General features: G+C 35.6%; 20 protein-coding genes, 1 tRNA gene and 3 pseudogenes. 15 read left to right on the forward strand and 9 right to left on the reverse strand.

Annotated features, from left to right (window positions below):
• Positions 1 to 10: 10 nt before the first annotated feature.
• Positions 11 to 1,179 (forward strand): annotated as a pseudogene (locus tag J3U91_RS10030) (tyrosine-type recombinase/integrase).
• Between the two features lie 412 nt (positions 1,180 to 1,591).
• Here the strand turns inward: J3U91_RS10030 and J3U91_RS04220 are convergent.
• The gene (locus J3U91_RS04220; protein ID WP_002819073.1) at positions 1,592 to 2,317 is read right to left on the reverse strand and encodes a GntR family transcriptional regulator; all 726 of its coding nucleotides are present in this window, start codon (positions 2,315 to 2,317) and stop codon (positions 1,592 to 1,594) included.
• Positions 2,318 to 2,560: 243 nt separating this feature from the next.
• Between J3U91_RS04220 and J3U91_RS04225 the strand changes: the two are divergent.
• From J3U91_RS04225 to J3U91_RS04240, 4 genes and pseudogenes are all read left to right on the forward strand, one after another.
• A pseudogene (locus J3U91_RS04225) lies at positions 2,561 to 3,881 on the forward strand (glycoside hydrolase family 1 protein).
• Positions 3,882 to 3,900: 19 nt separating this feature from the next.
• Positions 3,901 to 5,228: pseudogene (locus tag J3U91_RS04230) on the forward strand (PTS sugar transporter subunit IIC).
• Positions 5,229 to 5,260: 32 nt separating this feature from the next.
• Complete coding sequence (locus J3U91_RS04235) at positions 5,261 to 5,569, forward strand: PTS sugar transporter subunit IIB (protein WP_002820084.1); 309 nt, start codon at positions 5,261 to 5,263, stop codon at positions 5,567 to 5,569.
• Between the two features lies 1 nt (position 5,570).
• Positions 5,571 to 5,894, forward strand: a complete 324-nt coding sequence (locus J3U91_RS04240) for a PTS sugar transporter subunit IIA (protein ID WP_002820083.1) — start codon at positions 5,571 to 5,573, stop codon at positions 5,892 to 5,894.
• Positions 5,895 to 6,142: 248 nt separating this feature from the next.
• On the opposite strand, the gene deoC is transcribed toward J3U91_RS04240, so the two are convergent.
• Positions 6,143 to 6,856 carry a deoxyribose-phosphate aldolase gene (gene deoC / locus J3U91_RS04245; RefSeq protein WP_002819058.1) on the reverse strand — a complete coding sequence of 238 codons (714 nt, stop codon included), beginning with the start codon at positions 6,854 to 6,856 and terminating at the stop codon, positions 6,143 to 6,145.
• Between the two features lie 81 nt (positions 6,857 to 6,937).
• On the opposite strand from deoC, the gene J3U91_RS04250 reads away from it, so the two are divergent.
• From J3U91_RS04250 to J3U91_RS04265, 4 genes are read left to right on the forward strand one after another with little or no spacing between them, the layout of a single operon-like run.
• Positions 6,938 to 7,819 carry a hypothetical protein gene (locus J3U91_RS04250; protein ID WP_226489990.1) on the forward strand — a complete coding sequence of 294 codons (882 nt, stop codon included), beginning with the start codon at positions 6,938 to 6,940 and terminating at the stop codon, positions 7,817 to 7,819.
• A gap of 22 nt (positions 7,820 to 7,841) precedes the next feature.
• Complete coding sequence (locus tag J3U91_RS04255; protein WP_002819055.1) at positions 7,842 to 9,377, forward strand: FGGY-family carbohydrate kinase; 1,536 nt, start codon at positions 7,842 to 7,844, stop codon at positions 9,375 to 9,377.
• Positions 9,374 to 10,249, forward strand: a complete 876-nt coding sequence (locus J3U91_RS04260; protein ID WP_002819054.1) for an L-ribulose-5-phosphate 3-epimerase — start codon at positions 9,374 to 9,376, stop codon at positions 10,247 to 10,249. The genes J3U91_RS04255 and J3U91_RS04260 overlap by 4 nt, the downstream gene beginning before the upstream one ends.
• Positions 10,242 to 10,973 carry an L-ribulose-5-phosphate 4-epimerase gene (locus tag J3U91_RS04265; protein ID WP_002819053.1) on the forward strand — a complete coding sequence of 244 codons (732 nt, stop codon included), beginning with the start codon at positions 10,242 to 10,244 and terminating at the stop codon, positions 10,971 to 10,973. Before J3U91_RS04260 ends, J3U91_RS04265 begins: the two co-directional genes overlap by 8 nt.
• A gap of 201 nt (positions 10,974 to 11,174) precedes the next feature.
• Here J3U91_RS04265 and J3U91_RS04270 read toward each other — a convergent pair whose 3' ends face one another.
• Positions 11,175 to 11,819: a glutathione S-transferase N-terminal domain-containing protein gene (locus J3U91_RS04270; RefSeq protein ID WP_002819052.1), complete on the reverse strand. Its 645-nt coding sequence runs from the start codon at positions 11,817 to 11,819 to the stop codon at positions 11,175 to 11,177.
• Positions 11,820 to 11,867: 48 nt separating this feature from the next.
• On the reverse strand, positions 11,868 to 12,155 hold the full coding sequence (locus tag J3U91_RS04275) for an ArsR/SmtB family transcription factor (protein ID WP_002819051.1): 288 nt from the start codon (positions 12,153 to 12,155) through the stop codon (positions 11,868 to 11,870).
• 376 nt (positions 12,156 to 12,531) lie between these two features.
• Here J3U91_RS04275 and J3U91_RS04280 point away from each other — a divergent pair, with 376 nt between their 5' ends.
• From J3U91_RS04280 to J3U91_RS04290, 3 genes are all read left to right on the forward strand, one after another.
• Positions 12,532 to 13,011: a hypothetical protein gene (locus J3U91_RS04280; protein WP_002820403.1), complete on the forward strand. Its 480-nt coding sequence runs from the start codon at positions 12,532 to 12,534 to the stop codon at positions 13,009 to 13,011.
• Between the two features lie 132 nt (positions 13,012 to 13,143).
• Positions 13,144 to 13,247 (forward strand) — tRNA-OTHER (locus J3U91_RS04285).
• A 367-nt stretch (positions 13,248 to 13,614) separates the two neighbouring features.
• Positions 13,615 to 14,634, forward strand: a complete 1,020-nt coding sequence (locus J3U91_RS04290; RefSeq protein ID WP_002820402.1) for a polysaccharide pyruvyl transferase family protein — start codon at positions 13,615 to 13,617, stop codon at positions 14,632 to 14,634.
• A 47-nt stretch (positions 14,635 to 14,681) separates the two neighbouring features.
• On the opposite strand, the gene J3U91_RS04295 is transcribed toward J3U91_RS04290, so the two are convergent.
• Positions 14,682 to 15,008: a hypothetical protein gene (locus tag J3U91_RS04295; protein ID WP_002820401.1), complete on the reverse strand. Its 327-nt coding sequence runs from the start codon at positions 15,006 to 15,008 to the stop codon at positions 14,682 to 14,684.
• A gap of 577 nt (positions 15,009 to 15,585) precedes the next feature.
• Here J3U91_RS04295 and J3U91_RS04300 point away from each other — a divergent pair.
• Complete coding sequence (locus J3U91_RS04300) at positions 15,586 to 17,562, forward strand: LysM peptidoglycan-binding domain-containing protein (RefSeq protein WP_226489991.1); 1,977 nt, start codon at positions 15,586 to 15,588, stop codon at positions 17,560 to 17,562.
• 118 nt (positions 17,563 to 17,680) lie between these two features.
• Here J3U91_RS04300 and J3U91_RS04305 read toward each other — a convergent pair whose 3' ends face one another.
• Both J3U91_RS04305 and J3U91_RS04310 read right to left on the reverse strand, forming a co-directional pair.
• Positions 17,681 to 18,097, reverse strand: a complete 417-nt coding sequence (locus J3U91_RS04305; protein WP_002816462.1) for a DUF6941 family protein — start codon at positions 18,095 to 18,097, stop codon at positions 17,681 to 17,683.
• Between the two features lie 193 nt (positions 18,098 to 18,290).
• The gene (locus J3U91_RS04310; protein ID WP_002819039.1) at positions 18,291 to 19,190 is read right to left on the reverse strand and encodes an AEC family transporter; all 900 of its coding nucleotides are present in this window, start codon (positions 19,188 to 19,190) and stop codon (positions 18,291 to 18,293) included.
• 106 nt (positions 19,191 to 19,296) lie between these two features.
• Here J3U91_RS04310 and J3U91_RS04315 point away from each other — a divergent pair, with 106 nt between their 5' ends.
• Together J3U91_RS04315 and J3U91_RS04320 are read left to right on the forward strand one after the other, a co-directional pair.
• Entirely contained in the window at positions 19,297 to 19,545 is a 249-nt protein-coding gene (locus J3U91_RS04315; protein WP_002819038.1) for a hypothetical protein, read from the forward strand.
• Between the two features lie 58 nt (positions 19,546 to 19,603).
• Positions 19,604 to 19,840 (forward strand): hypothetical protein, encoded by a 237-nt coding sequence (locus J3U91_RS04320; RefSeq protein WP_002819037.1) that lies wholly within the window; start codon positions 19,604 to 19,606, stop codon positions 19,838 to 19,840.
• A gap of 18 nt (positions 19,841 to 19,858) precedes the next feature.
• Here the strand turns inward: J3U91_RS04320 and J3U91_RS04325 are convergent, their stop codons facing one another.
• A complete protein-coding gene (locus J3U91_RS04325) occupies positions 19,859 to 20,047 on the reverse strand; it encodes a hypothetical protein (protein ID WP_002819036.1) in 189 nt (62 codons plus the stop codon).
• Positions 20,048 to 20,216: 169 nt separating this feature from the next.
• The gene (locus tag J3U91_RS04330; protein WP_002820398.1) at positions 20,217 to 20,522 is read right to left on the reverse strand and encodes a DUF975 family protein; all 306 of its coding nucleotides are present in this window, start codon (positions 20,520 to 20,522) and stop codon (positions 20,217 to 20,219) included.
• Between the last annotated feature and the right edge of the window lie 641 nt (positions 20,523 to 21,163).

Genomic DNA, 21,163 nt, shown 5'->3' on the forward strand with positions numbered 1-21,163 from the left:
CATTGAATAAATGACAATGAAAATTAGAAGTAAAACCTTGAAAAATGGACTTAAGTCCTATTATTTTAGAATTGTATTAAATGGCAAGCCCACCATGAAAAGCGGTTATATCAGCAATAAAGAGGCTGTCAACGCCTATCGGGCGTATAAAATAGCTGAAGCGCATGGCCAGCTAGAAAACCAGCAAGTTAAGCGAATGAGGTTTAACGATCTAGCTAAAGAATGGTTGGCGATGAAGGCTAAAGAGGTGCGGCCATCAACTTACAAAAAGATTGAAGAGCGCTATAGGCTGCACATTCAGCCTTATTTCAAGGGTATCTATTTAGATGAACTCACGCCGATCAAAGCCCAGAAGTTTGTTAATCAGCAAGCTGCAGCCTTTGTTCGCTATGATTGGACGGTTGGGATTGTTTCCCAGATATTTAAAAAAGCTGTGCAATATGGTTATGTCAAAGCTAATCCCTTTGCGAATATTGATAAGCCGAGAGCTAAAAAAGCACCGTTCAGAGATACCGTGCAATTCTATGATGTCGAAGAATTGAAACGATTTCTAAACAGTGCTTATCAGCTTTATGACAAAGACCATTATGTCGATATGCTTTCTTTCGTTTGTTGGCCTTTACGGGCATGCGAAAAGGCGAGGCGTTGGCCTTGAATTGGTCTGATATTGATTTCAACAATAAAACGCTGTCGATCTCTAAGACGGTTGTCACGGTAGCTAGCGGCGAAGTGATCTCTAACGAACCAAAGACTAAAGCCAGCAACCGCTTAATGACCTTGGATGATGATACTGTCTCTGCCCTTGCCGAGTGGAAGTTCCGGCAGCATGAGTTATACAAAGCACTGGGCTACTCGGCATCCCCGTGTGAATTTGTTTTTAATAGCTCGGTTAATTCATTTATTAGTTTGAGCCGTCCCAGAGCGTGGGCGAGGGGGATTGCTAAGGCGGCTAACCTGCCTGCGATCATTATCCACGGCTTTCGGCATACCTATGCGACTTTGGCTGTCCAGTCAGGCATGGATATTAAACAGCTCCAGTACCAGTTAGGCCATAATGATGTGCATACCACTCTGCAGATATATGCCGAGGTAACGAACAAACAGAAAACAGAAACAGCAAGTATTTTCGCTAATTTCATCAACGAAAGTAATATTAAAAGTAATACCGCAAAGCCTTGAATTTCTAAAGCCTTGCAGGACAGGGGATAGAGCGTTTAGAGTTCGAATCCCTCAATCTCCATCATAAATATTACGTTTGGCAAAGCACATTAGCCTTAGGTTAATGTGTTTTTTTATTTTATTACGATTTTTCAATGTGATCGTTTAAGGTATTTTTTAGTAGTTAGTGATGTAATGAAGCTTACAAAAATATCTGGATTTTCATTATTTGTTATTCCAACGAAACGTATTTTTGGTATTTTTTACGATATTGGATGCATTTTATTAAAGCTGTTTTTTCTTTTAAATCCAGATTTCCTAAAAAATTTGTCTTTAATTATGTTAAATCTCTTTTTTTGATAAGTTATTTTCCCTATCTAGTAGGACGTATAAAGTGACAAATTTAGAATTTAATGAAATGGAATATTATTAACTATCTTTCGAAACTAGATTTTACAAAAACTACCATATTTCCCTTATCATAGCGATATCTTACGCGAGAAAATTCGAATGGTATATCACTATTTAGGAAAGCTGTTTGTGTTATCTCTAAAATCGGGTCTTCATTTTTACAATTAAGAAATTTTTTATCAAATAAATTAGGCTTATCTGCTCTAATTTTTCTAAAGGCAGAACCGATTTTGAGATTTAAGTCTGACTTAATATAGTGATAAATAGATTTTTTTAAGATATCATCCGAAATACCAGGAATTACTTTAACTGGCATTTTTGTGTATTCAAGTACATACGGTTCTTCATCAACAATACGTAGACGTGTAATATCATAAATTAAATCTTTTTTCGAAATTCTTAGCGCATTTTGCTCGGATTTATCAGGATAACGAATAGTGAATTTAATGATTTTGCTATTAATTTTATGGGTTTTTCCAAATAAATCAGTTGTACCTATATATTGATTTATTTCCAAATCGGTTTGCTCTATAAGATCTGCATTGCTTGATACAAAAGTTCCAGAACCTTGTTTACTATATATCAGACCTTCTGTCTTTAGGATATTAAGTGCTTTTTGGATAGTCATCCTACTTGTTGAAAATTTTTTTGATAAAGCCTGTTGATCAGGAAACGGATCGTTATTCTTGTATTCGTGATTGCTAATGCTTGTACGAAGTGTGTTAGCTATTTCTATATATTTTGCCAAGTTCGCCTTCTTAATCAATTTAATTCTGTTTTATTATCACAAATTATTCATTAAAAACCAAACATTAATGGGTAATCACAAATATGAGTTTACAAATTTAAAAAAGAGTTTACATTTTACAAAAAAGCATTTATAATTTAATCGTAATCAATGGTAGCGCTTTCATTATTGATTACGGAAAGTGAGTACATTTCACATGGGAGAATTAAAGAAGGGGTTTTTTGGGGCAATTCTACTTCTAGCATGCAAACTGAAGGTGCCTGGAACGAGGGTGGTAAGGGAATGTCAGTTTACGATATTAAACCAAGCGGTCCTGATAATTCTGATTGGAAAGTTGCAATTGATGAATATCATCGATATCCCGAAGATGTTAACATAATGCAAAACTTGGGAATGAATTTTTATCGATTTCAGATTTCTTGGAGTCGAGTCCAACCAGAAGGTGAAGGGGATTTCAACCAAACAGGTATAGATTTTTATAATCGTTTAATTGACAATCTTTTAAAAGCGGGTATTGAACCAATGATTTGTCTATACCATTTTGATATGCCGCTGGCTTTGGCAAAAAAATATAACGGTTTTTTAAATCAAAAAGTTGTTAGTGCTTTTTTTGAATATGCAAAAAAATGATTGAAAAATTCGGAGATCGTGTTAAATATTGGATAACGTTTAATGAGCAAAATTGTTTTAGTTTAAGTTCTGCTTTCGAAAGTAGCGGCTACCTTACTGGAAAGAAAACGTTGAGAGAATTGTATCAAATTCAGCACAATACTATTCTTGCTCATTGTTTGGTAGCTAATTATATTCACCAATCGAAACCTGACTTGAAAATTGGTGGTATGGAAGCTTTTCAGGAAGCGTATCCTTATAGCCCACTGCCCACGGATGTGGAAGTGACTAGGAAATATAAAGAGTTTGTTGATTATAATTTGCTGAGAGTTTTCGTTGAAGGAAAATATTCGACGGAAGTTATTGGTTTTATGAAAGAAAATCATCTAGAAGATATTTTAAAACCATCCGATCTTTTAGAAATTGGCAATAATAGAAGTGATTTTATAAGTTTTAGCTATTATACGACTTCCACTTTAGATAGTAGTCAAATACCAGTTGGATCTATTCCTAACTATTATGGCCAAATGGGATATAAAAAAAATCCATATCTACTTTCTAATGAATGGGGATGGCAAATAGATCCTCAGGGTTTTTACGGTATTTTAATCGATTTATATAATCGCACGCATTTACCAATTTTTCCAATCGAGAATGGTATTGGTGTTAGAGAAAATTGGGATGTTCAAAACCAAATTGATGATAGTTATAGAGTTCAATACCATCGATCGCATATCAGAGCTTTAAAGAAAGCCGTTAGAGATGGTGCTAATGTAATCGGATATTTAGGTTGGGGGCTTATTGATATCCCAAGTTCTAAAGGGAACGTCGATAAAAGATATGGTGTTGTTTATGTTAATCGTACGAATCACGAAATCCTTGATTTGAAACGAGTTCCAAAAAAAGTTATTACTGGCTTCAGAAAGTAATCAAGTCTAATGGAACAGAATTGTAGAGGCAAGAGGTGAATTAAAATGGATAATTCCGCAAATAAATCAAAAGGAAAAAAGATATTGGATAAATTCTCCGATTTTTCTGCAAGAGTTGGGAATGAAGTACATTTAAGGTCCCTTCGTGACGCTTTCGCGACTATCATGCCTCTTTTTATTCTTGCAGGGTTAGCAGTTCTGATTAACAATGTCATTTTTCCCTTTTTCGCTGCTGGTCAGCATTTAACGAATTTACAATTTTGGGGAAACATGGTTACCAACGGAACACTGAACATTGCTGGCTTGGTTTTGGCGCCAGTTATTGGTTATACATTAGCGAAAAATAAAGGATTCAATAATCCTTTATTGGCCGCAGTGATTGCACTTTCGAGTTTAATAATTGTTATGCCTTTTACTATTAATCTCGTTCCTGTTGGAGCAAAAAAGGCTGTTAATATTTCAGGTGCATTGGATTTTTCCAATTTAGGAACAACTGGTATGTTCGCTGGAATCATAATTGGATTAGTGGCCACAGAAGTATTTATCCGCCTTTCTAAAATAAAGCACCTAAAAATAAACATTGGTGGGAATGTCCCTCCCTCAGTCTCTGCTTCATTTAGTGATATGATTCCGGTTATCATCACCTTGAGCTTTATGGACCTCCTTTCTTCGTTACTTCTAGTAATTGGAAAAACTAATTTAATCGCACTGATTACCAATCTTATTCAAGAACCATTAAGAAGATTTAATACAAGCCTTCCGGGAATGTTATTCATTTATAGTTGTGGTAATTTTCTATTCACTTTGGGAATTCATCAGACCGTTATTAATGGTACTTTGTTGGATCCTGTTCTATTAATTAACATGAATAAAAACATGGCTGCTTATGCGGCACACAAGGCAATTCCATATATTTTAACGAATACATTTAGGGTACCTTTGGCATGATCGGTGGTACAGGATCTACTATTTGTTTGTTGATTGCAATCTTTATTTTTTCTAAGCAAAGGGCTAGTAAAAATGTTGCGAGTTTGTCCGGTGCGCCTGGTTTATTCAATATTAATGAACCCGTTATTTTTGGATATCCGATTGTTTTCAACATTCCAATGATGATTCCCTTCGTTTTACAACCGGTCATTGGCATTTTGATTGTCTATTTCTTTACGAGCATTGGTTGGATGAGTCGAGTCGTTGTATTTATTCCATGGACCACACCACCACTCTTGAGTGCTTATTTAGCTACAGCGGGTGATTGGCGGGCTGTTATTGCCCAGCTTCTGATTATTATAATTGGTGTTTTATTCTATTTGCCTTTTATGAAGATTAGTGAGCGTGTAATGGCTAGAGAAGCCAGCTTAGAGAATCAAAAATAACATTATTTAGATTAATAGTGAAAGGAACAATAATGGCAGAGAAAAAAGTAATGTTGGTTTGTGCGGCCGGGATGTCGACCAGCCTACTGGTAAGCAAGATGCAAAAGGCGGCTAAAGAGCAGGGAGAAGATGTTGATATCTTTGCCACGGCTGCTTCCGATGCCGATAACAAACTAGAAAGCGAACAGCCGGATATTTTAATGCTCGGACCCCAGGTCAGCTATATGCTCTCCCAGTTTAAAGAAAAGGTCAAAATCCCAGTTGAAGTAATTAACATGCAGGACTATGGGCTGATGAACGGAGAAAAAGTTTTAAACCAGGCTTTAAAAGAGATCGGCTAAGATGAGTGAAGAGATTGAAAACCAAAAGGTCATCATGAGCCTGATCATCGCCGGCGGCAATGCCAAAGGAGCATCCTTCTTAGCCATTAAGGCCGCAAAAGAAAAAGACTTCAAAGAAGCCGAACTAAAACTAACAGAAGCCGATCGTTTTCTAGCCCAGGCCCATAACGCCCAGACTGATATGTTGACTAAAGAAGCAAACGGAGAACACGCCCAAATGTGTCTGTTAATGGTCCATGCCCAGGACCATGTCATGACCGCGATTACCTTTCGTGATCTGGCCGGTGAGATAGTTGAGCTGTATAAAAGGATCGAGGATAAATGATAACGAGCAGATATACAGATTGAAATAAAATGAATTGATAAAAAAGGACAATTATTCTGCATACTAGTCTTTATATTAAGAAGCCATCTTTTTCATGGCTTTTTGCTTGTTATTTCAATTAAATTTTATTTAAAGGAGCGAGGGAATATTTTTCCTCGCTTTTTTATTTATGCTTAACTCTGCTTAGAAAAAATCTGTGAAAGAATCGGATAAGCCAATTGAGAAATTTTAATAATTATTGTAGCAATCTAAACTTGTCTATGATTTTGGCTTCTTTTTAGTTCGTTAATAATTTCTATGCCGTGGCTCGTACCGATTCGTTCTGCACCGGCTTTGATCATTGCGAGTGCATCAGTTAGGGACTGAATACCGCCTGCAGCCTTAACCTTGACAAGGCTACCTACTGTTTTTTTCATTAAACGGACGTCTTCCACTTTGGCACCCGCACTGCCGAAGCCAGTAGAAGTCTTCACAAAATCAGGTTTAATTTCTCTGGCAATCTGGCAAGCATTGATAATATCCAGATCAGTTAGATAACAAGTTTCCAGAATTACTTTCACAATTACCTTGTGAGAGTGGCAGAGCTTGACGATCGTTTCCATTTCTCTTCGAATGTAATCAAGATTTTTGTCTTTTAATTGACCAATATTTAGAACGTAATCAATCTCGTCGGCACCATTTTCGATCGCGTTTTTTGTCTCGAATGCTTTGCTTTCGATTGTAGTCTGTCCGAGCGGAAAACTAATTGCTGCCCCTACATGTACATTTGAGCCCTTCAACTGTTTGTGGCAATATGCAACAGGAACAGAATTAATCGCCACCATTTTGAAATGATTTGCTTTGGCTTCTTCACAAAGTTTTTTTAGGTCTTCTTTTTTTGCGTAAGCCTTCAAAAAAGTGTGATCAATCATCTGTGCCATTTGGTCAATCGTAATTTGTTCTGCTGATATGGATTCCTTCATTCTTTCTCCTTATAGCTGATATTGCAGCCAAATTTAAGAAGAGATTGCTTTATTAATGGAATCAATCTCTATGCATATGATTTGAATAATAATTACAAGAGAATCACTGTTTGGCCTGATATAGGTGGAACCATGACAATGGTGCCCATTCCAGGTACTTTGAATTTCGTGGCTACCCAAAGGTTTTATCCTGGTTTTAATTCATCACAATGCCGAATTGTAAAAGAAATTTTTAACGGGACTAACTGGGACCAAACTGTGGTTGGCGATTTTCCTTATATTCATCGGTTTGATTTAATTTCTCACGATGGAGGCCTTTGGTTTGTTGGCTGTTCGATTGCTAATTCGAAAAAAAATACGGATGATTGGAGCGATCCAGGCAGAATTTGGGTTGGTGATTATGATGATAGAGAAGCAAAAGTAAATAACTTAAAGCAATTGGACTTTGAACTAACTAAAAATCATGGATACAAACGCATGGATGGATATTCGCTAATAACTGGGGCACAGGGAATATACCGTTTGGATTATCCTGATTCAAATGGTGACTGGAAATTGACACGATTAGTTGATAGAGAAACTAGTGATATTGCCAGTGCTGATTTAAACGACAATGGAAAACCCGAATATTTGGCCATCGAAGGATTTCATGGGCCTTATATAAGAATTTATGATTGTAATTTCAATACTATTTTTAAAAGTGGAAGTGATTCCCCATTCGGACATGCTATTTGGGGTGGACGAATTGGATCGAAGCAATATTTTATTTTTGGTTTTAGATCAGAAAGACAAAATTTAGAGTTAATAGGTTTTGAAGACGGAAAACCTAAATTCAATTTAATTGAATCTAATGTTGGTCCAAGTAACGTGCTCGTTTATGGAAAAGAAGGTGTGCAGTATTTATTGTCTGCGAATCGAGAGGCTAATCAGGTTGCAATTTATAAAATACTGAATACAGATTAATTGTTCGTGGAAGTGAAAATAAATGTCTAAATATTTTTTAACTATTGACAATGGTGGAACGAATACAAAAGCAATTATTTTTGATGATAATGGCAATCAAATTAATTCTGTTTCGTTTCCTACGATTCGAATTGAAAATAAACCAGGATTTCATGAAATTGATTTAAATGATCTTTGGAATGCAATTGGTCATGCTATAAAAAAAGTAATCCGCACTTCTAAAATTGCGGCTCAAGATATTATTGGTGTTTCTTGTGTAGGGCATGGTAAAGGACTTTATATATTAGATAATCAAAAACGTATTTTTACTCATGGAATATTGTCAACTGATTCAAGAGCAATTAAAGAAGCAGAACGATTTGAAAAAGATGTTTCTAAAATATATCCAATTAGTCACCAACACGTTATGGAAAGCCAATCTCCTGTATTGCTGAATTGGCTAAAAAATAATAGAACGGATATTTATTTGAACATAGGGTATGTTTTGGCTGCCAAGGATTTTATCAGAGAACGTTTGACAGGCCAGATTTTTCAGGAATATGGCGATGCCTCCGGAAACAATTTTCTTAACTTGTCTACTCAACAATATGACTCTAGATTATTTAATTTTTTCGATATTCCAGAAATGTTTAGTAAAATGCCACCACTAAAAAAATATAACGAAGAAGTTGGCGAAATTACTTATAAGGCAGCAGAAGACACCGGTCTTCTTCAGGGAACTCCAGTATTTGCTGGAATGTTTGATATTGATGCTTGTTCTTTGGCTACTGGTGTCGTTGATGATGACTACTTTAGTGTTATTGCTGGAACATGGAATATTAATGTATTTCCTTCCAAGAAACTATCAGAGATTTCTTCTGGACTTATGAACTCTATTTACCCCAATGGTTTAAATTTGATTGAGTCTTCAAGTGCTACATCGGCTGGTAATCTATCCATGACTTTACAAAGTTTAATGAGCGAAGAAATAAATAATGCTAAAGGCAGTGGCAAGAGTATTTATGATATCTTGGAGGATTTTCTGGAGCACACTGATGCCAGCTATTCAAAAGTTATATTCTTTCCTTTTCTATATGGATCAAATGTAAATCCTGATGCAGAAGGTGCTTATATAGGCATTCAAAGCAGTACTACAAAATCTGCAATTATAAGATCAGTTTACGAAGGCATTGCTTTTTCACACAGAATGCATATTGAAAAACTCATAAAAGTTTTAGGGCATAAACCTCTAGCGATACGCCTTTCAGGTGGTGGAACAAATTCGGCAGCTTGGGTAAAAATATTTTCCAATATATTCAATATTCCTATACAACTGGTTTCAGGATCCGAACTCGGGGGTCTTGGAGGAGCAATGGCTTCTGCTATTGGTATCGGCCTTTACAAGAATATTGATGAAGCCATATCCAAAATGGTTCACATTAAAAAAGAATATGTTCCAACCTATAATCAAGTCAAAATTTACGATAAGAAATACCATATGTACGTTAAATTGCTAAATAGCTTAGATAAAGTTTGGACTAATTTGAAAAATATGCAGGAGGAAATTGAGGAACAATGAATTCACTTGGTATCTATGAAAAGGCCCTGCCAAAGAAAACCGATTGGATCGAGAAATTAGATTTAGCCGATCAATTGGGTTTTAACTTTGTCGAAATGTCAATTGATGAGTCTGATCAAAGACAGTCCCGGCTTGATTGGAATCTTCAAGAACGTTTAAAGGTTAGAGAAGCGATTGAAAATTCACCGGTTGATATCCCGACATTGATGTTGTCGGGTAACCGAAGGTTTCCGTTAGGTTCGGCTGACCAAAAAACTCGCCAACATGGTGTTTGGATGATTAAAAGGGCCGTTGACCTAGCTGTTGATTTGGGTATTCGATTGATTCAACTGGCTGGTTATGACGTTTACTATGAACAAAAGACCTTGACAAGTCGGGAACTTTTTTTAAGAAATCTAAAAGAAGTTGTTGATTATGCGGCTTCCAAGAAAATTATCTTGGCAATCGAAACCATGGATGATCCTTTTATTGATTCGATTCAAAAGATCCGGCATATCAAAACAATGATTCGTTCACCTTATTTGGAAGCCTATCCGGATCTGGGGAATATTAATGCCTGGCCGGAAAATAATCTACCAGAGGATTTGGAAAAGGGGATTGATATCGTTTCAGCCGTTCATTTAAAAGATACCTTAAACGTAACTAATGATTTTCCAGGAAAGTTCAAAAATGTTTCTTTTGGTCAAGGAGATGTGGACTTTTACGGAGCACTTTTAACCTTGAAACGTCTTGGCTACAGTGGCTCATATACGATCGAAATGTGGAGCGAGGATAGTGACAATCCACTTGACGAAGTAAAAAAAGCCAAAGATTTCTTTAATGATCTTTTTGAAAAGGTTGGCATCAAACAGGAGGAACTAAAACATGCTTGAGGATTTAAAGCAAGAAGTCTATGAAGCAAATATGCAGTTGCCAAAGCTCAGCCTGGTAACTTTCACTTGGGGAAATGTTTCGGGAATTGATCGTGATAAAGGCTTGTTTGTCATTAAGCCGTCAGGAGTTGCCTATGACAAGTTAACTGCTGCTGATATGGTTGTTGTTAATTTAAAGGGCGAGGTTGTCGAGGGTGAACTTAATCCTTCCAGTGATACGCCGACCCATGCTTATCTGTATAACCATTTTCCTAATATTGGTGGAATTACTCATACCCATAGTCCCTGGGCTGTTTCCTTTGCCGCGGCAAAAATGGATATTCCGGCTGTTAGCACCACTCATGCCGATACCTTCTATGGTGATATTCCCTGTGCCCCGGCCTTAAACGAAGCACAAATCAAATCGGCTTACGAGTTGAATACCGGCAAAGTGATTGTTGATGAATTTGAGAAACGTGGAATTGATCCGGACGCCGTTCCCGCTGTGCTTGTTAGCCAACACGGTCCCTTTAGCTGGGGAGATACTCCGGACAAGTCGGTATACAATGCCAAGGTCCTCGAGGTGTCTGCTGAAATTGCCTATCATACCTTACAGCTGACACGTGACGAGACTCATGTTCCTCAGTATCTGTTGGATAAGCACTATTACCGAAAACATGGTAAAAATGCCTATTATGGGCAGAATAATAAGTTATCTCAGTCCCATGCAAAAAAAGCAAAGTGAATCTAAGGATTTCAAGTAAACTGAGTTATAAATAATCAATCAATTCTTGCTTAATAAATAAAAACCGCCAGCAGTTTGGCGGTTTTTGTGTTCAAAAGAAATGTAATTTATAGCCAATTCAGGTCAGTATTATTAATTTCCCATAGCAATAAAATCAAAGAATTAATTGACAGGACTTCAATTAATTGGCTGTGATTCTGTTTAATTTGATTCATCTTGTAAAGAATGCGCTTTACCTTCCTGCTTTAAAACTCTGCCAATTGCTGAACGTTTTCTCATATTTTTATCAAAGCTTTCTAAGTTGACTAATTTATCGAAGCCATATTCCAAGTGGCGAATCCAATTGGTTATGACAAACAAATAAGCATCAGGTGCGGAAAATCGATTATTAACCAAGTAATTTTTTCGATCTAATTTCTGATCAATAAATTCAAGTCTTGGAAGAACGCGTTCATAGACTAATTGTTTCGAATTTACTGTATTTGGTAACCAATTTCCTTTTCTAAAAGATGAGATAAAGTTTTTATGTAACTCGGTCGCAATGTAGTTCAGCCACATTCTTTGTTGCCAATATGTTTGACTATCGTATTCTGCAATTAAATTCCTAGTTGTCACTTTCTTAGCAATATATTCCAAAATAACAGCACATTCGGTTATTATTTTGCCACTGTCTGTTTCGAGTGCTGGAACATATGATTTAGGATTGATTAGCTTATAATCGTTTTGTCCCTCGTTCCATGTTTTTGTATCTAAATTAACTTTTTCTACAACATAAGTGAGACTGCTTTCTTCGAGTAAAATATGTGGTGCTAGGGAACTTGCTCCAGCAGCATAAAATAATTTCATATTATTTTCTCCTATTTCTATGTTTATCGAAATAACAGTTTAAAAAAATCATAATGAATTCAAAAAACCAGGCAAATATTTTTGGAAAGTTTCTTTGTTTAAAGACAAAAATTTGCTTTGCGCTTGTTGCCGAGTTCTTGTCAAACCGGATTTTCGGAGAGCTTTAAAGTGATAGGAAACTGTAGAAGGGGCAATCTGTAGTGATTGGCTAACTTGACTGCAAGTTAATTCCTTATCACTATCTCTTAAAATTTTAATGATTCTGATTCGGTTGGGTTCGCTAAGAGCGTTAAATAACTCGGCTAATTTTTTTTCTCTGGTTATTTCAATGTCCATAGAAATACCATACTTCTTCCAAATTTTAATTGCAATATTTTTTTACATATGCGATGAAGATTATTTAAGCGATTCAGTTTTATCAAGTTTCTCAATCCTTGACTCCTATATTCTGTTTCTTTAAAGACCTAATAACTACTGGCATAACCTGTATTTTGCTTTACCAAGTATAAAATAAAGCTTCGAAAGTACGGTCTTAAGTGGCGGTTGGTGCTTTAGTAAACGTCCTGTGAGCAAAGAAATTGATAATTCTATATAATTGTATTTGGATATAAAATTATGCATTGTATCCGAAATTTCTTAATCTATTTTTTGTTTAACACTCGACCGTAAGAAGTTGGGTGTTTTTTGTATCTATAAGATTTAATATTTGTTTATGGGTTCTTTATGGGATTGGCTAAATAGTATCTGGTTTGCTGAAGGGACATTTTGGAGAACCGTGGCCATTATTGTAATTTTTCCTGCTGTATGTTTAGAAATTCAGAGATTTATCCAGTTTCGTTTTAGACAATTTGATTTAAGGATTTTTTCTGCAGATGACAATGGTGGCCGCCACTTGAACAATGATTTAATTCCTATTAAAGATAATGTTTTGATAATCGAGATTCTTAATCGAAGCCGTGCAAATTCAATAATTAAAAGCAGCGGAATCTTATTTGACAATAAAAAAAGATTAAAATTTAACGATCAGCGTGAATTCGAATTGAAAGGTTGGGATTCAATACAAATTTCCTTCGATCGGAATAAAGTAATTTCTCTGGCGGAAAAATATGAATCCACTTATATTAGAGCCTACATTATTAATAATGAAGGTCGAAAGTACCATTCAAAGAAATTTTCAGTTAAAAATGTTTGAATTTTTTTAATCATGAAAAATTATCAATATTAGAATCTACTGTAATTTAAAAAAATAGCCATCTGTTTGCTATAATTCTTAATTTTTTATGTTAGTATATTTTCTGTTGTCCATTTTCTAATCGACAATTTCGGAGAAGTACTCAAGTCTGGTTTAAGAGGCCTGTTTAATTTATTAGGCAGGTAGGTCGTTAACTTTTGTTACGATGCGAGGGTTCAAATCCCTTTCCTTCTCCATTAATTAAACAGTTCTTAACTATCTGTTTTTTAATTATCACATATGCTTGTACTTACTACTGCAAGTTTAAAAACAAAAATCGCTAAAAATGGTCGTTTACAAATTTATACTGAGTTTTATGAGTAAGATTGATTTAAGAAGCTTTTTGCTTCCTTGGTAAACGGTGATTTTTCGTCTTATTGTTAAGGACAACTGTTACATATTTATGAAAAGTCATTTGTTATTTTTTCATTTTTACAATGAACCACTAATGGTATGAAAGCCTGTCTTTTGGTGTTCGTTTTCTATAAATTAAAGTGATCCAGCAGGCTTATCGAAAAAAGATTTAATATCCAGGGACAAGAATTAGAGTTTTAGGAGGGAAAGATGTCTGATTTTTTCATTGAAACTACGAAAGCTGATAAAGTACTTCCGACCAACAGTCGACCGAAGTTTTTTGCCTTTGGTATTCCCAGTTACACTAATTTGGGTGACCAGGCAGTTTCTCTAGCACAAAGAAAGTATATTGAAAATGAGTTTCCTGAATATCAGTATATTGAGATATTGGAAGATGACAACGATGAGGGGATTGAAGCGGTCAAAAAAATCATCACTTCCCAAGATATTGTTTCTTTCGTTGGCGGAGGAAATATGGGGAGCCTCTATACGAATCACGAAGCGGCCCGACGAAAAGTCTTTTCAACTTTTGTTAATAATTTAACGATTTCTTTCCCTCAGTCGATTCACTTTGAAGATACTCCTTCTGGGCTGAAGGAACAGAAACTAAGCCAGGAAGCTTATGGCAAAAACCGACACTTGTTTTTAATTGCCCGCGATGCACAAAGCTATCATCGTATGCAGACAACTTTCGATAATCAAGTTCTCTTCACTCCGGATATGGTTCTTTATTTCAAAGCTTCTCATTATGATTTTAAGCGTTCGGGTGCATTGTTTGTTTTGCGTCATGACGGTGAAAAGGTTGTCAGAGATTCCTTGATTGATTCGATGAAAAAGATGTTGGATAATAATCGTCCGCTAAAACGGACTGATACCGTCCTTGATACGGTTAAACGAATCACGCCTATTAATCGGGAAAAACTCTTTAAAGAAGAATTAGAATTGTTCGCTCATCAGGAAATAGTTATTACTGACCGCTGGCATGCGATGGTATTTTCGGTTCTCACTGGAACTCCTTGTCTGCTTTTTGGAAATAGTTATGGAAAAGGTAAACACGCCTATTTTGATTGGTTGGAGCATATTAATTGGATTGCTTATACTGATGAAGAGGACTTGGACCGCATTGACCAACAAATTCAAAGGTTGATTAAGACCAAAGAACATGCTTATGACATCAGACCTGATTTCAAGCAACTACACGATTTGATTAAGTTGCATTCAAAAAAATAAAGAACCTGTTTGGGTTCTTTTTTAAAATCTCGTATTTATATAATTAATTATTTTTCGTCGATACTCTTTTTGACCTCGTCTATTTTATTTTTGAGCCTGCCTTCAGCATCTGCCAAGGCTTTTTTGGCTTTATTTGTTTTATTTTCAAGCTTAGCTATGCTCTTTTTACTTGCCTTACTGTTAATTGCTTTTTCAGAGCCTTCTTTTATTTTATTGGTAATCTTGTCTTTTATGGAATTCGCTTCATCTTTTGCTTTGTCATCGGAACTATCTATTTTTTTCGTGACAAAAACCGTTCCTGCCACTAGTATTCCGCTTGTTATCAAAGCGCACGATGCTGTTATTTTAAGAAACTTTTTTAAAAAATCTTTCATAGTGATGGACCTCTCTAGTTTATTTTTTTGAAAAACAAAGATGTCAATTTGTCGTGAATAATAGTTCGAAAAATTATGTTTTTATATAAGCGTTCTTACAATAAAACTATTAAATGTTCAGAAGAAAAATTTTGTGGTGTTGTCAACACCTATTTCTAATTATATGCTACCTTGTAAACGCATATATTGTTATTAAAAGATGTTTATTAGTATGCCTTGAAGTAAAGAATGTAAAATTTTTTAATTAATTTAACAGCCATTTTAAATAATTGGTTAATCCAATGATAACTTTATGTGCACGTGTTTTTTTGAAGGAAAAACAGTATTTTTAAATTATTTTTATTTACAAATTATTTACAAATAAATGACAAAAATAAACAATATCAAAAAAATGAATTGCATTCTACCTTGCTAAAAGTCAGCTTCAAGAAACTAATAACGAACTTATTACAATTTTAAAAATTGTTTTATTACAGACTATTGCTTAATTCTTTCTTAATTAAAAAAGCTGGTGTTATTATTATCTCGTGTTTTATGAAACATTTTTAAGCCAAATGTTACGGGAGTTTTAAACGATATGAATTCAGTTACTAATACGAAAAAATTACATTACAAAATGTATAAAGCGGGTAAAACTTGGTGTTTTGCTGCGATTATGGCAACAACTTTTTTTGTACAGTTTCAATTCGCCGGTCAGGAAGTTACTCACGCGGCTACTACCGGCCAAGGGCAGACTGAAGAGGTAGCTGGTACGAGCTCTTCAGCAACATCATCGAGTGCTAGTTCTGCCGCCAGTTCAGCTTCATCTGTTTCTAGCAGCAGTGCAACATCATCGAGTGCTAGTTCTGCCGCCAGTTCAGCTTCATCTGTTTCTAGCAGCAGTGCAACATCATCGAGTGCTAGTTCTGCCGCCAGTTCAGCTTCATCTGTTTCTAGCAGCAGTGCAACATCATCGAGTGCTAGTTCTGCCGCCAGTTCAGCTTCATCTGTTTCTAGCAGCAGTGCAACATCATCGAGTGCTAGTTCTGCCGCCAGTTCAGCTTCATCTGTTTCTAGCAGCATTGCAACATCATCGAGTGCTAGTTCTGCCGCCAGTTCAGCTTCATCTGTTTCTAGCAGCAGTGCAACATCATCGAGTGCTAGTTCTGCCGCCAGTTCAGCTTCATCTGTTTCTAGCAGCAGTGCAACATCATCGAGTGCTAGTTCTGCCGCCAGTTCAGCTTCATCTGTTTCTAGCAGCATTGCAACATCATCGAGTGCTAGTTCTGCCGCCAGTTCAGCTTCATCTGTTTCTAGCAGCAGTGCAACATCATCGAGTGCTAGTTCTGCAGCATCAATCGCGGTAAGCGAAGTGAATTCTATTATGGCGCTTGTAACGACTTCAAGCAGCACTTCCTCACAAGCAGCGTTGGAAGCTGAAATTGAAAAAATCGAGGCTGAGAATACTGCCAATTACAGTAGTAAAGTTTCAACTTTTCTAAACGAAATTATTGAAAGTGCAATTAATGGCTGGACTCAATATAAGATTTTGCCATCACTAACAGCTGCGCAGGCGATTCTCGAAAGTGGCTGGGGCACTTCGACGCTTGCGAGCGAATACCATAATTTGTTTGGAATCAAAGGTTCCTATAATGGCCAAACTGTTGATATGCCAACGGAAGAATATTACAGCGGTGCTTACCATGAAATAGACGATTATTTCCGGGTTTATGCTAGCGATTCTGAAAGTATTACCGACTATGAAGAATTACTGAGTGAAAATTCTCGCTATAGTAATTTGATTGGCGAAACGGATGCTGCTACCGCTGCTGAAGAAATTTACGAAGATGGCTATGCAACTGATCCAGATTATACTGAAGAATTAGAAGAAATCATTAATGAATATAATCTAACGGCTTGGGATAGTCTTGCATTCAAATATAGCGGTACGGTTGTTACTACAACAGGTTCTACTTCTACTCCGACTAGTTCTACCAGTAGTAGTTCAACGTCGAGTTCTTCTAAGAGCTATACCGTCGCTTCTGGAGATACTTTGACTTCGATTGCAAAAGCCTACGGGACAACTGTGAGCGCGATTGCCACAGCCAATAATATATCCAATCCGGATTATATTTATGTTGGTGAAGTTCTTACGATTGGAAGTTCTACTTCTACTTCTACTTCTACTCCGACTAGTTCTACCAGTAGTAGTTCAACGTCGAGTTCTTCTAAGAGCTATACCGTCGCTTCTGGAGATACTTTGACTTCGATTGCAAAAGCCTACGGGACAACTGTGAGCGCGATTGCCACAGCCAATAATATATCCAATCCGGATTATATTTATGTTGGTGAAGTTCTTACGATTGGAAGTTCTACTTCTACTTCTACTTCTACTCCGACTAGTTCTACCAGTAGTAGTTCAACGTCGAGTTCTTCTAAGAGCTATACCGTCGCTTCTGGAGATACTTTGACTTCGATTGCAAAAGCCTACGGCGTAAGTATTAGTACTTTGGCGAAACTTAACAATATCTCGAATACTAATTTGATTTATGCTGGTACGACTCTTAAAATATAGTTCCTGCTTGGTGACTAACAATTTTCGATGAAAAATTAATGAGTAAAAAATATCTCTGTTCGTTTGAACAAAGATATTTTTTTGATTATTTATTAATAATTATCTGAAAAGTTTCTTTCTACACCAAAATCGTGAAAGATTGGCTGGCAGTCGGGTCTGTAGCGTTATCCAACCTGAATTCAATTTTATAGTCGCCTTCTTTTTCAAAAATAATATTACGGAAATTAATACTGAAATTATAACCGGCACTAATTGGCCGAGCCAGAGCATGGAGCTGACCGTTGATTTCACTTAAAGTTTCTCCTTTAATTCCAATGACTTTAAAAGAAACAACATGTTCTCTTGAAAGATCAATACCACTGGTCAGAATTGTTGCTGCAAATGACATCGTAGTAGGAACGGCCGGTATACCAAAAACTAAACTTGGATTAACAATATTCATTTTGGAGTCTGCGATTCCTGGTGTCGAAACTTTCTCACTTGATTCTCCAACAATTATTTGAACATTAATTTCTCGCTTTTCGCTTTCTGGCATATTTTCTCCGGTCTCTGATTTGTTTTTTTATATAATTACAGGATAATATATCTGCGTAAAAAAAATATACCGGTCGTTAATTTAAATCAATATTTTCGAAATATCCATATTGAAAATAGCCGATTAAATTCTTCCGTTTTTTAAAGTTTTTCCTAAATATAGAACATTTCAGTTTTAAAAGGATTGCCGTTAGCTAAATTTTACTGATTGCGAAGACTAACGGGATTGTTGCAAGCGAAAGAATTGTCGAAATACTCATTAAAGTAATTGCCTGCCGGGGGTTGCCACGTGCCTGCAAAGTAAATAACACGACAATTCCAGCTACCGGACAGGCAGCCATCACGACTGTTGTATAAAAAGCAATCCCACTAATTTTTAAGAATTCCAAAATCATAATTGCGATTACTGGAAAAAACAGGTTTTTCATGACTAAGGCTAATAATATTTTGCTGTTGAGCATCTTCCGACTGAATTTAATTCCAGCCAAACTATTACCAATCACAATCATTGAGAGTGGGGTATTTACAGAACCAACGTATTTAACTGCCTGATTGATCACGAAAGGAATTTTAATCGACAGTGAAAAAAGCAATAATCCACAAACGATTGCGATAATATTTGGATTTAAAACTACTTTTTGCAGGGCTGCTTTATGATCCAATTGATTTTGTTTTGGCTGAAACAGTTTAACTCCGTGAGTCCAATTAAAAATATTAAATGCGGCCAGAGATGCTGCTGCAAAAAAGACTCCTTGACTGCCAAATAACGAGCTCGCCAATGGCACCCCCATAAAACCTGCATTTGAATAGACGCTTCCATATTGAACGACTCTGCTTAAAGCTGTATCTTTAATTTTTCCAAATACAATTCTAGCGATAAAAATATCGACATCGACGAGGTAAAACAGGATAATGCCGAACAGTGTTAATAGAAATTGTTGGATCCGTTTTGGAGAGTAAGGTTCCTCAAAAGCATTAATAATTAAACATGGAGAAACTACATAAAGCAAAATAGAAGTTAAATCATCGGATGTTTGTTGATGAAAGAAACCAATTTTGTTTATTAAAAGTCCAACTAATATTAAAGAAAACATTAGAATGATTTGGTTATTTAACTGTACTGTATTTATAATTTCAAACTCCTATCTTTTGTGAACAAACACTTCATGATAAAATATTTCTTTAACATTGAAAAGGAGAGTGAAAGTTACGAAAAAAATACTTCGCTGCGGTTTTGATTTGGATGGTACTTTATTTTCTATTAAACTGATGCTTCAACGTTTTAATGAAGCAACTGGAAAACGAATTGAATTTTCGCAATTAAATAATTATTCATTTGCCGATGTCTTTAAAATTAGCGATCAACAAGAGTACGATATTTTCAGTCGAATCAAGACTGATATTAACTTACATAGCAAGCCTCTTAAAAAAAACAGCCAATCTGGTTAGGCACTTATCTAGGCAGGGGATCGAAATAGATATCATAACTGCTCGACGTGAAAGTGCCATGGAGGAGACGAAAATAGCTTTGAAAGAATCTGGAATTGTTTTCGACAAAATATTTATTAATCAACCGAATAAATACAACGTTATTAAGGATCTTAATTTAACTAGATATTTTGACGATCAGGGACAACTGATCGAAAGGCTGATGAAAACTGATGTTGCGGATTTTTGCGAGTTAACCTTAATTGATGTCCCTTATAATCAGAAATTCTCCTGTCACAGTCGTTTTTATGTATAAAAAAAAGCCCGCAGGCTCTTAATCGTGTTTCTTTTGTTGCCTTTCTACTTGATCCACCTTCATTTTATTTTTTTCTTTATCTGAAAGTTTTTCTTTAGCTTTACCTTCGCCTTCGCGAACTTTATCGCCAGTGGCTTTACCCTCGACTTCTTTAGCCATTCCAGCGGCTTCTTTTTTTAATGAATCGGCTTTTTCTTTTAATGACATAGATATCTCCTTTTGAGTATTTCAGTAAGCTATTGAACTTAGCTGATAACTATCAGTCTACTCAGGGAATATAACAATGATTTTATATCTGCTTGACGTTTGCTTTCGTTTTGTAATTTTTGTAATCTCGAAATTTACTCATAAATATTTATGAAGGAGTTATTAATACCTAATTTTGAGCATCTTTTGATAATTGATTATTTTCGACCAGTTTTTTATAAAAGTTGCAGAAGGTCAATTGATAATAAGGCAAAACCCAAATTGCTGCAATACCTCCTGTTATCGGGACCAAAATCAACCAGCCAATAAAACTCAACTCCATTACAAAATAGTCCATTTTATGTCCATCCATTAATTTGCGACTTTTCGTGATTGCCTGTAAATAAGTAATCGGATTTCCATTGTCTATGTGATCCCGATAAATATAAAATGCCTGTGAATAGGAGATTGATTTAATTATTCCCGGGACAACCAACAATAATGTCCAAAGAAATACATAAACAACTTGCAAAACAGTAATTAAAATAAAGGCGATAAAATATTGTCCTTTATCCAGAATTTTAAAAGCCTGTGGGATAGCTTTTTCAAATTTAACTTTATCCCGGAAAACGTCTATACAAACTAATCCGGCACTTGTAATTAATAAACTCGTTACGGCACTAAAAGCGAAACTGATGCTACTGTTCTCTATCAGTTTATATTGAAAATTATTAATGAAATAATTATAGGTATCACTGGTACCACTTGAAACAGAGCAAAGTTGGGTAATTAGGGCTGGTAAAAATAATAAAAAGAAGAATAAGAAATTATTATTTAATATTTTTTTGCTTCTTGTTTTAAAACTTGTCTTTCCAAAATAGATCCTCCAAAAAAGTCATTGTGAACATTCTAACTGAATTAAGTCCGCTGGTAATTTTATATCAATATTTTTCCATGTTAAAAATTGAATTTCTGTCCAAATAATTGACTTATAATAAGTAAGAGCTCGTCTCAAAAAACAGCTATGAAGACTCTCAAATTCTTCTGATCGCAATTGAGCAAGCAAAAAAACTATTGGGATCATAAAGATATTTGAAATTTGTGGAATGATTCCCTTTTAAATTTTTTTAATTGATT

The sequence above is a fragment of the Oenococcus oeni genome (assembly GCF_020510245.1).
In the GTDB taxonomy this organism is placed as follows: Bacteria; Bacillota; Bacilli; order Lactobacillales; family Lactobacillaceae; genus Oenococcus; species Oenococcus oeni.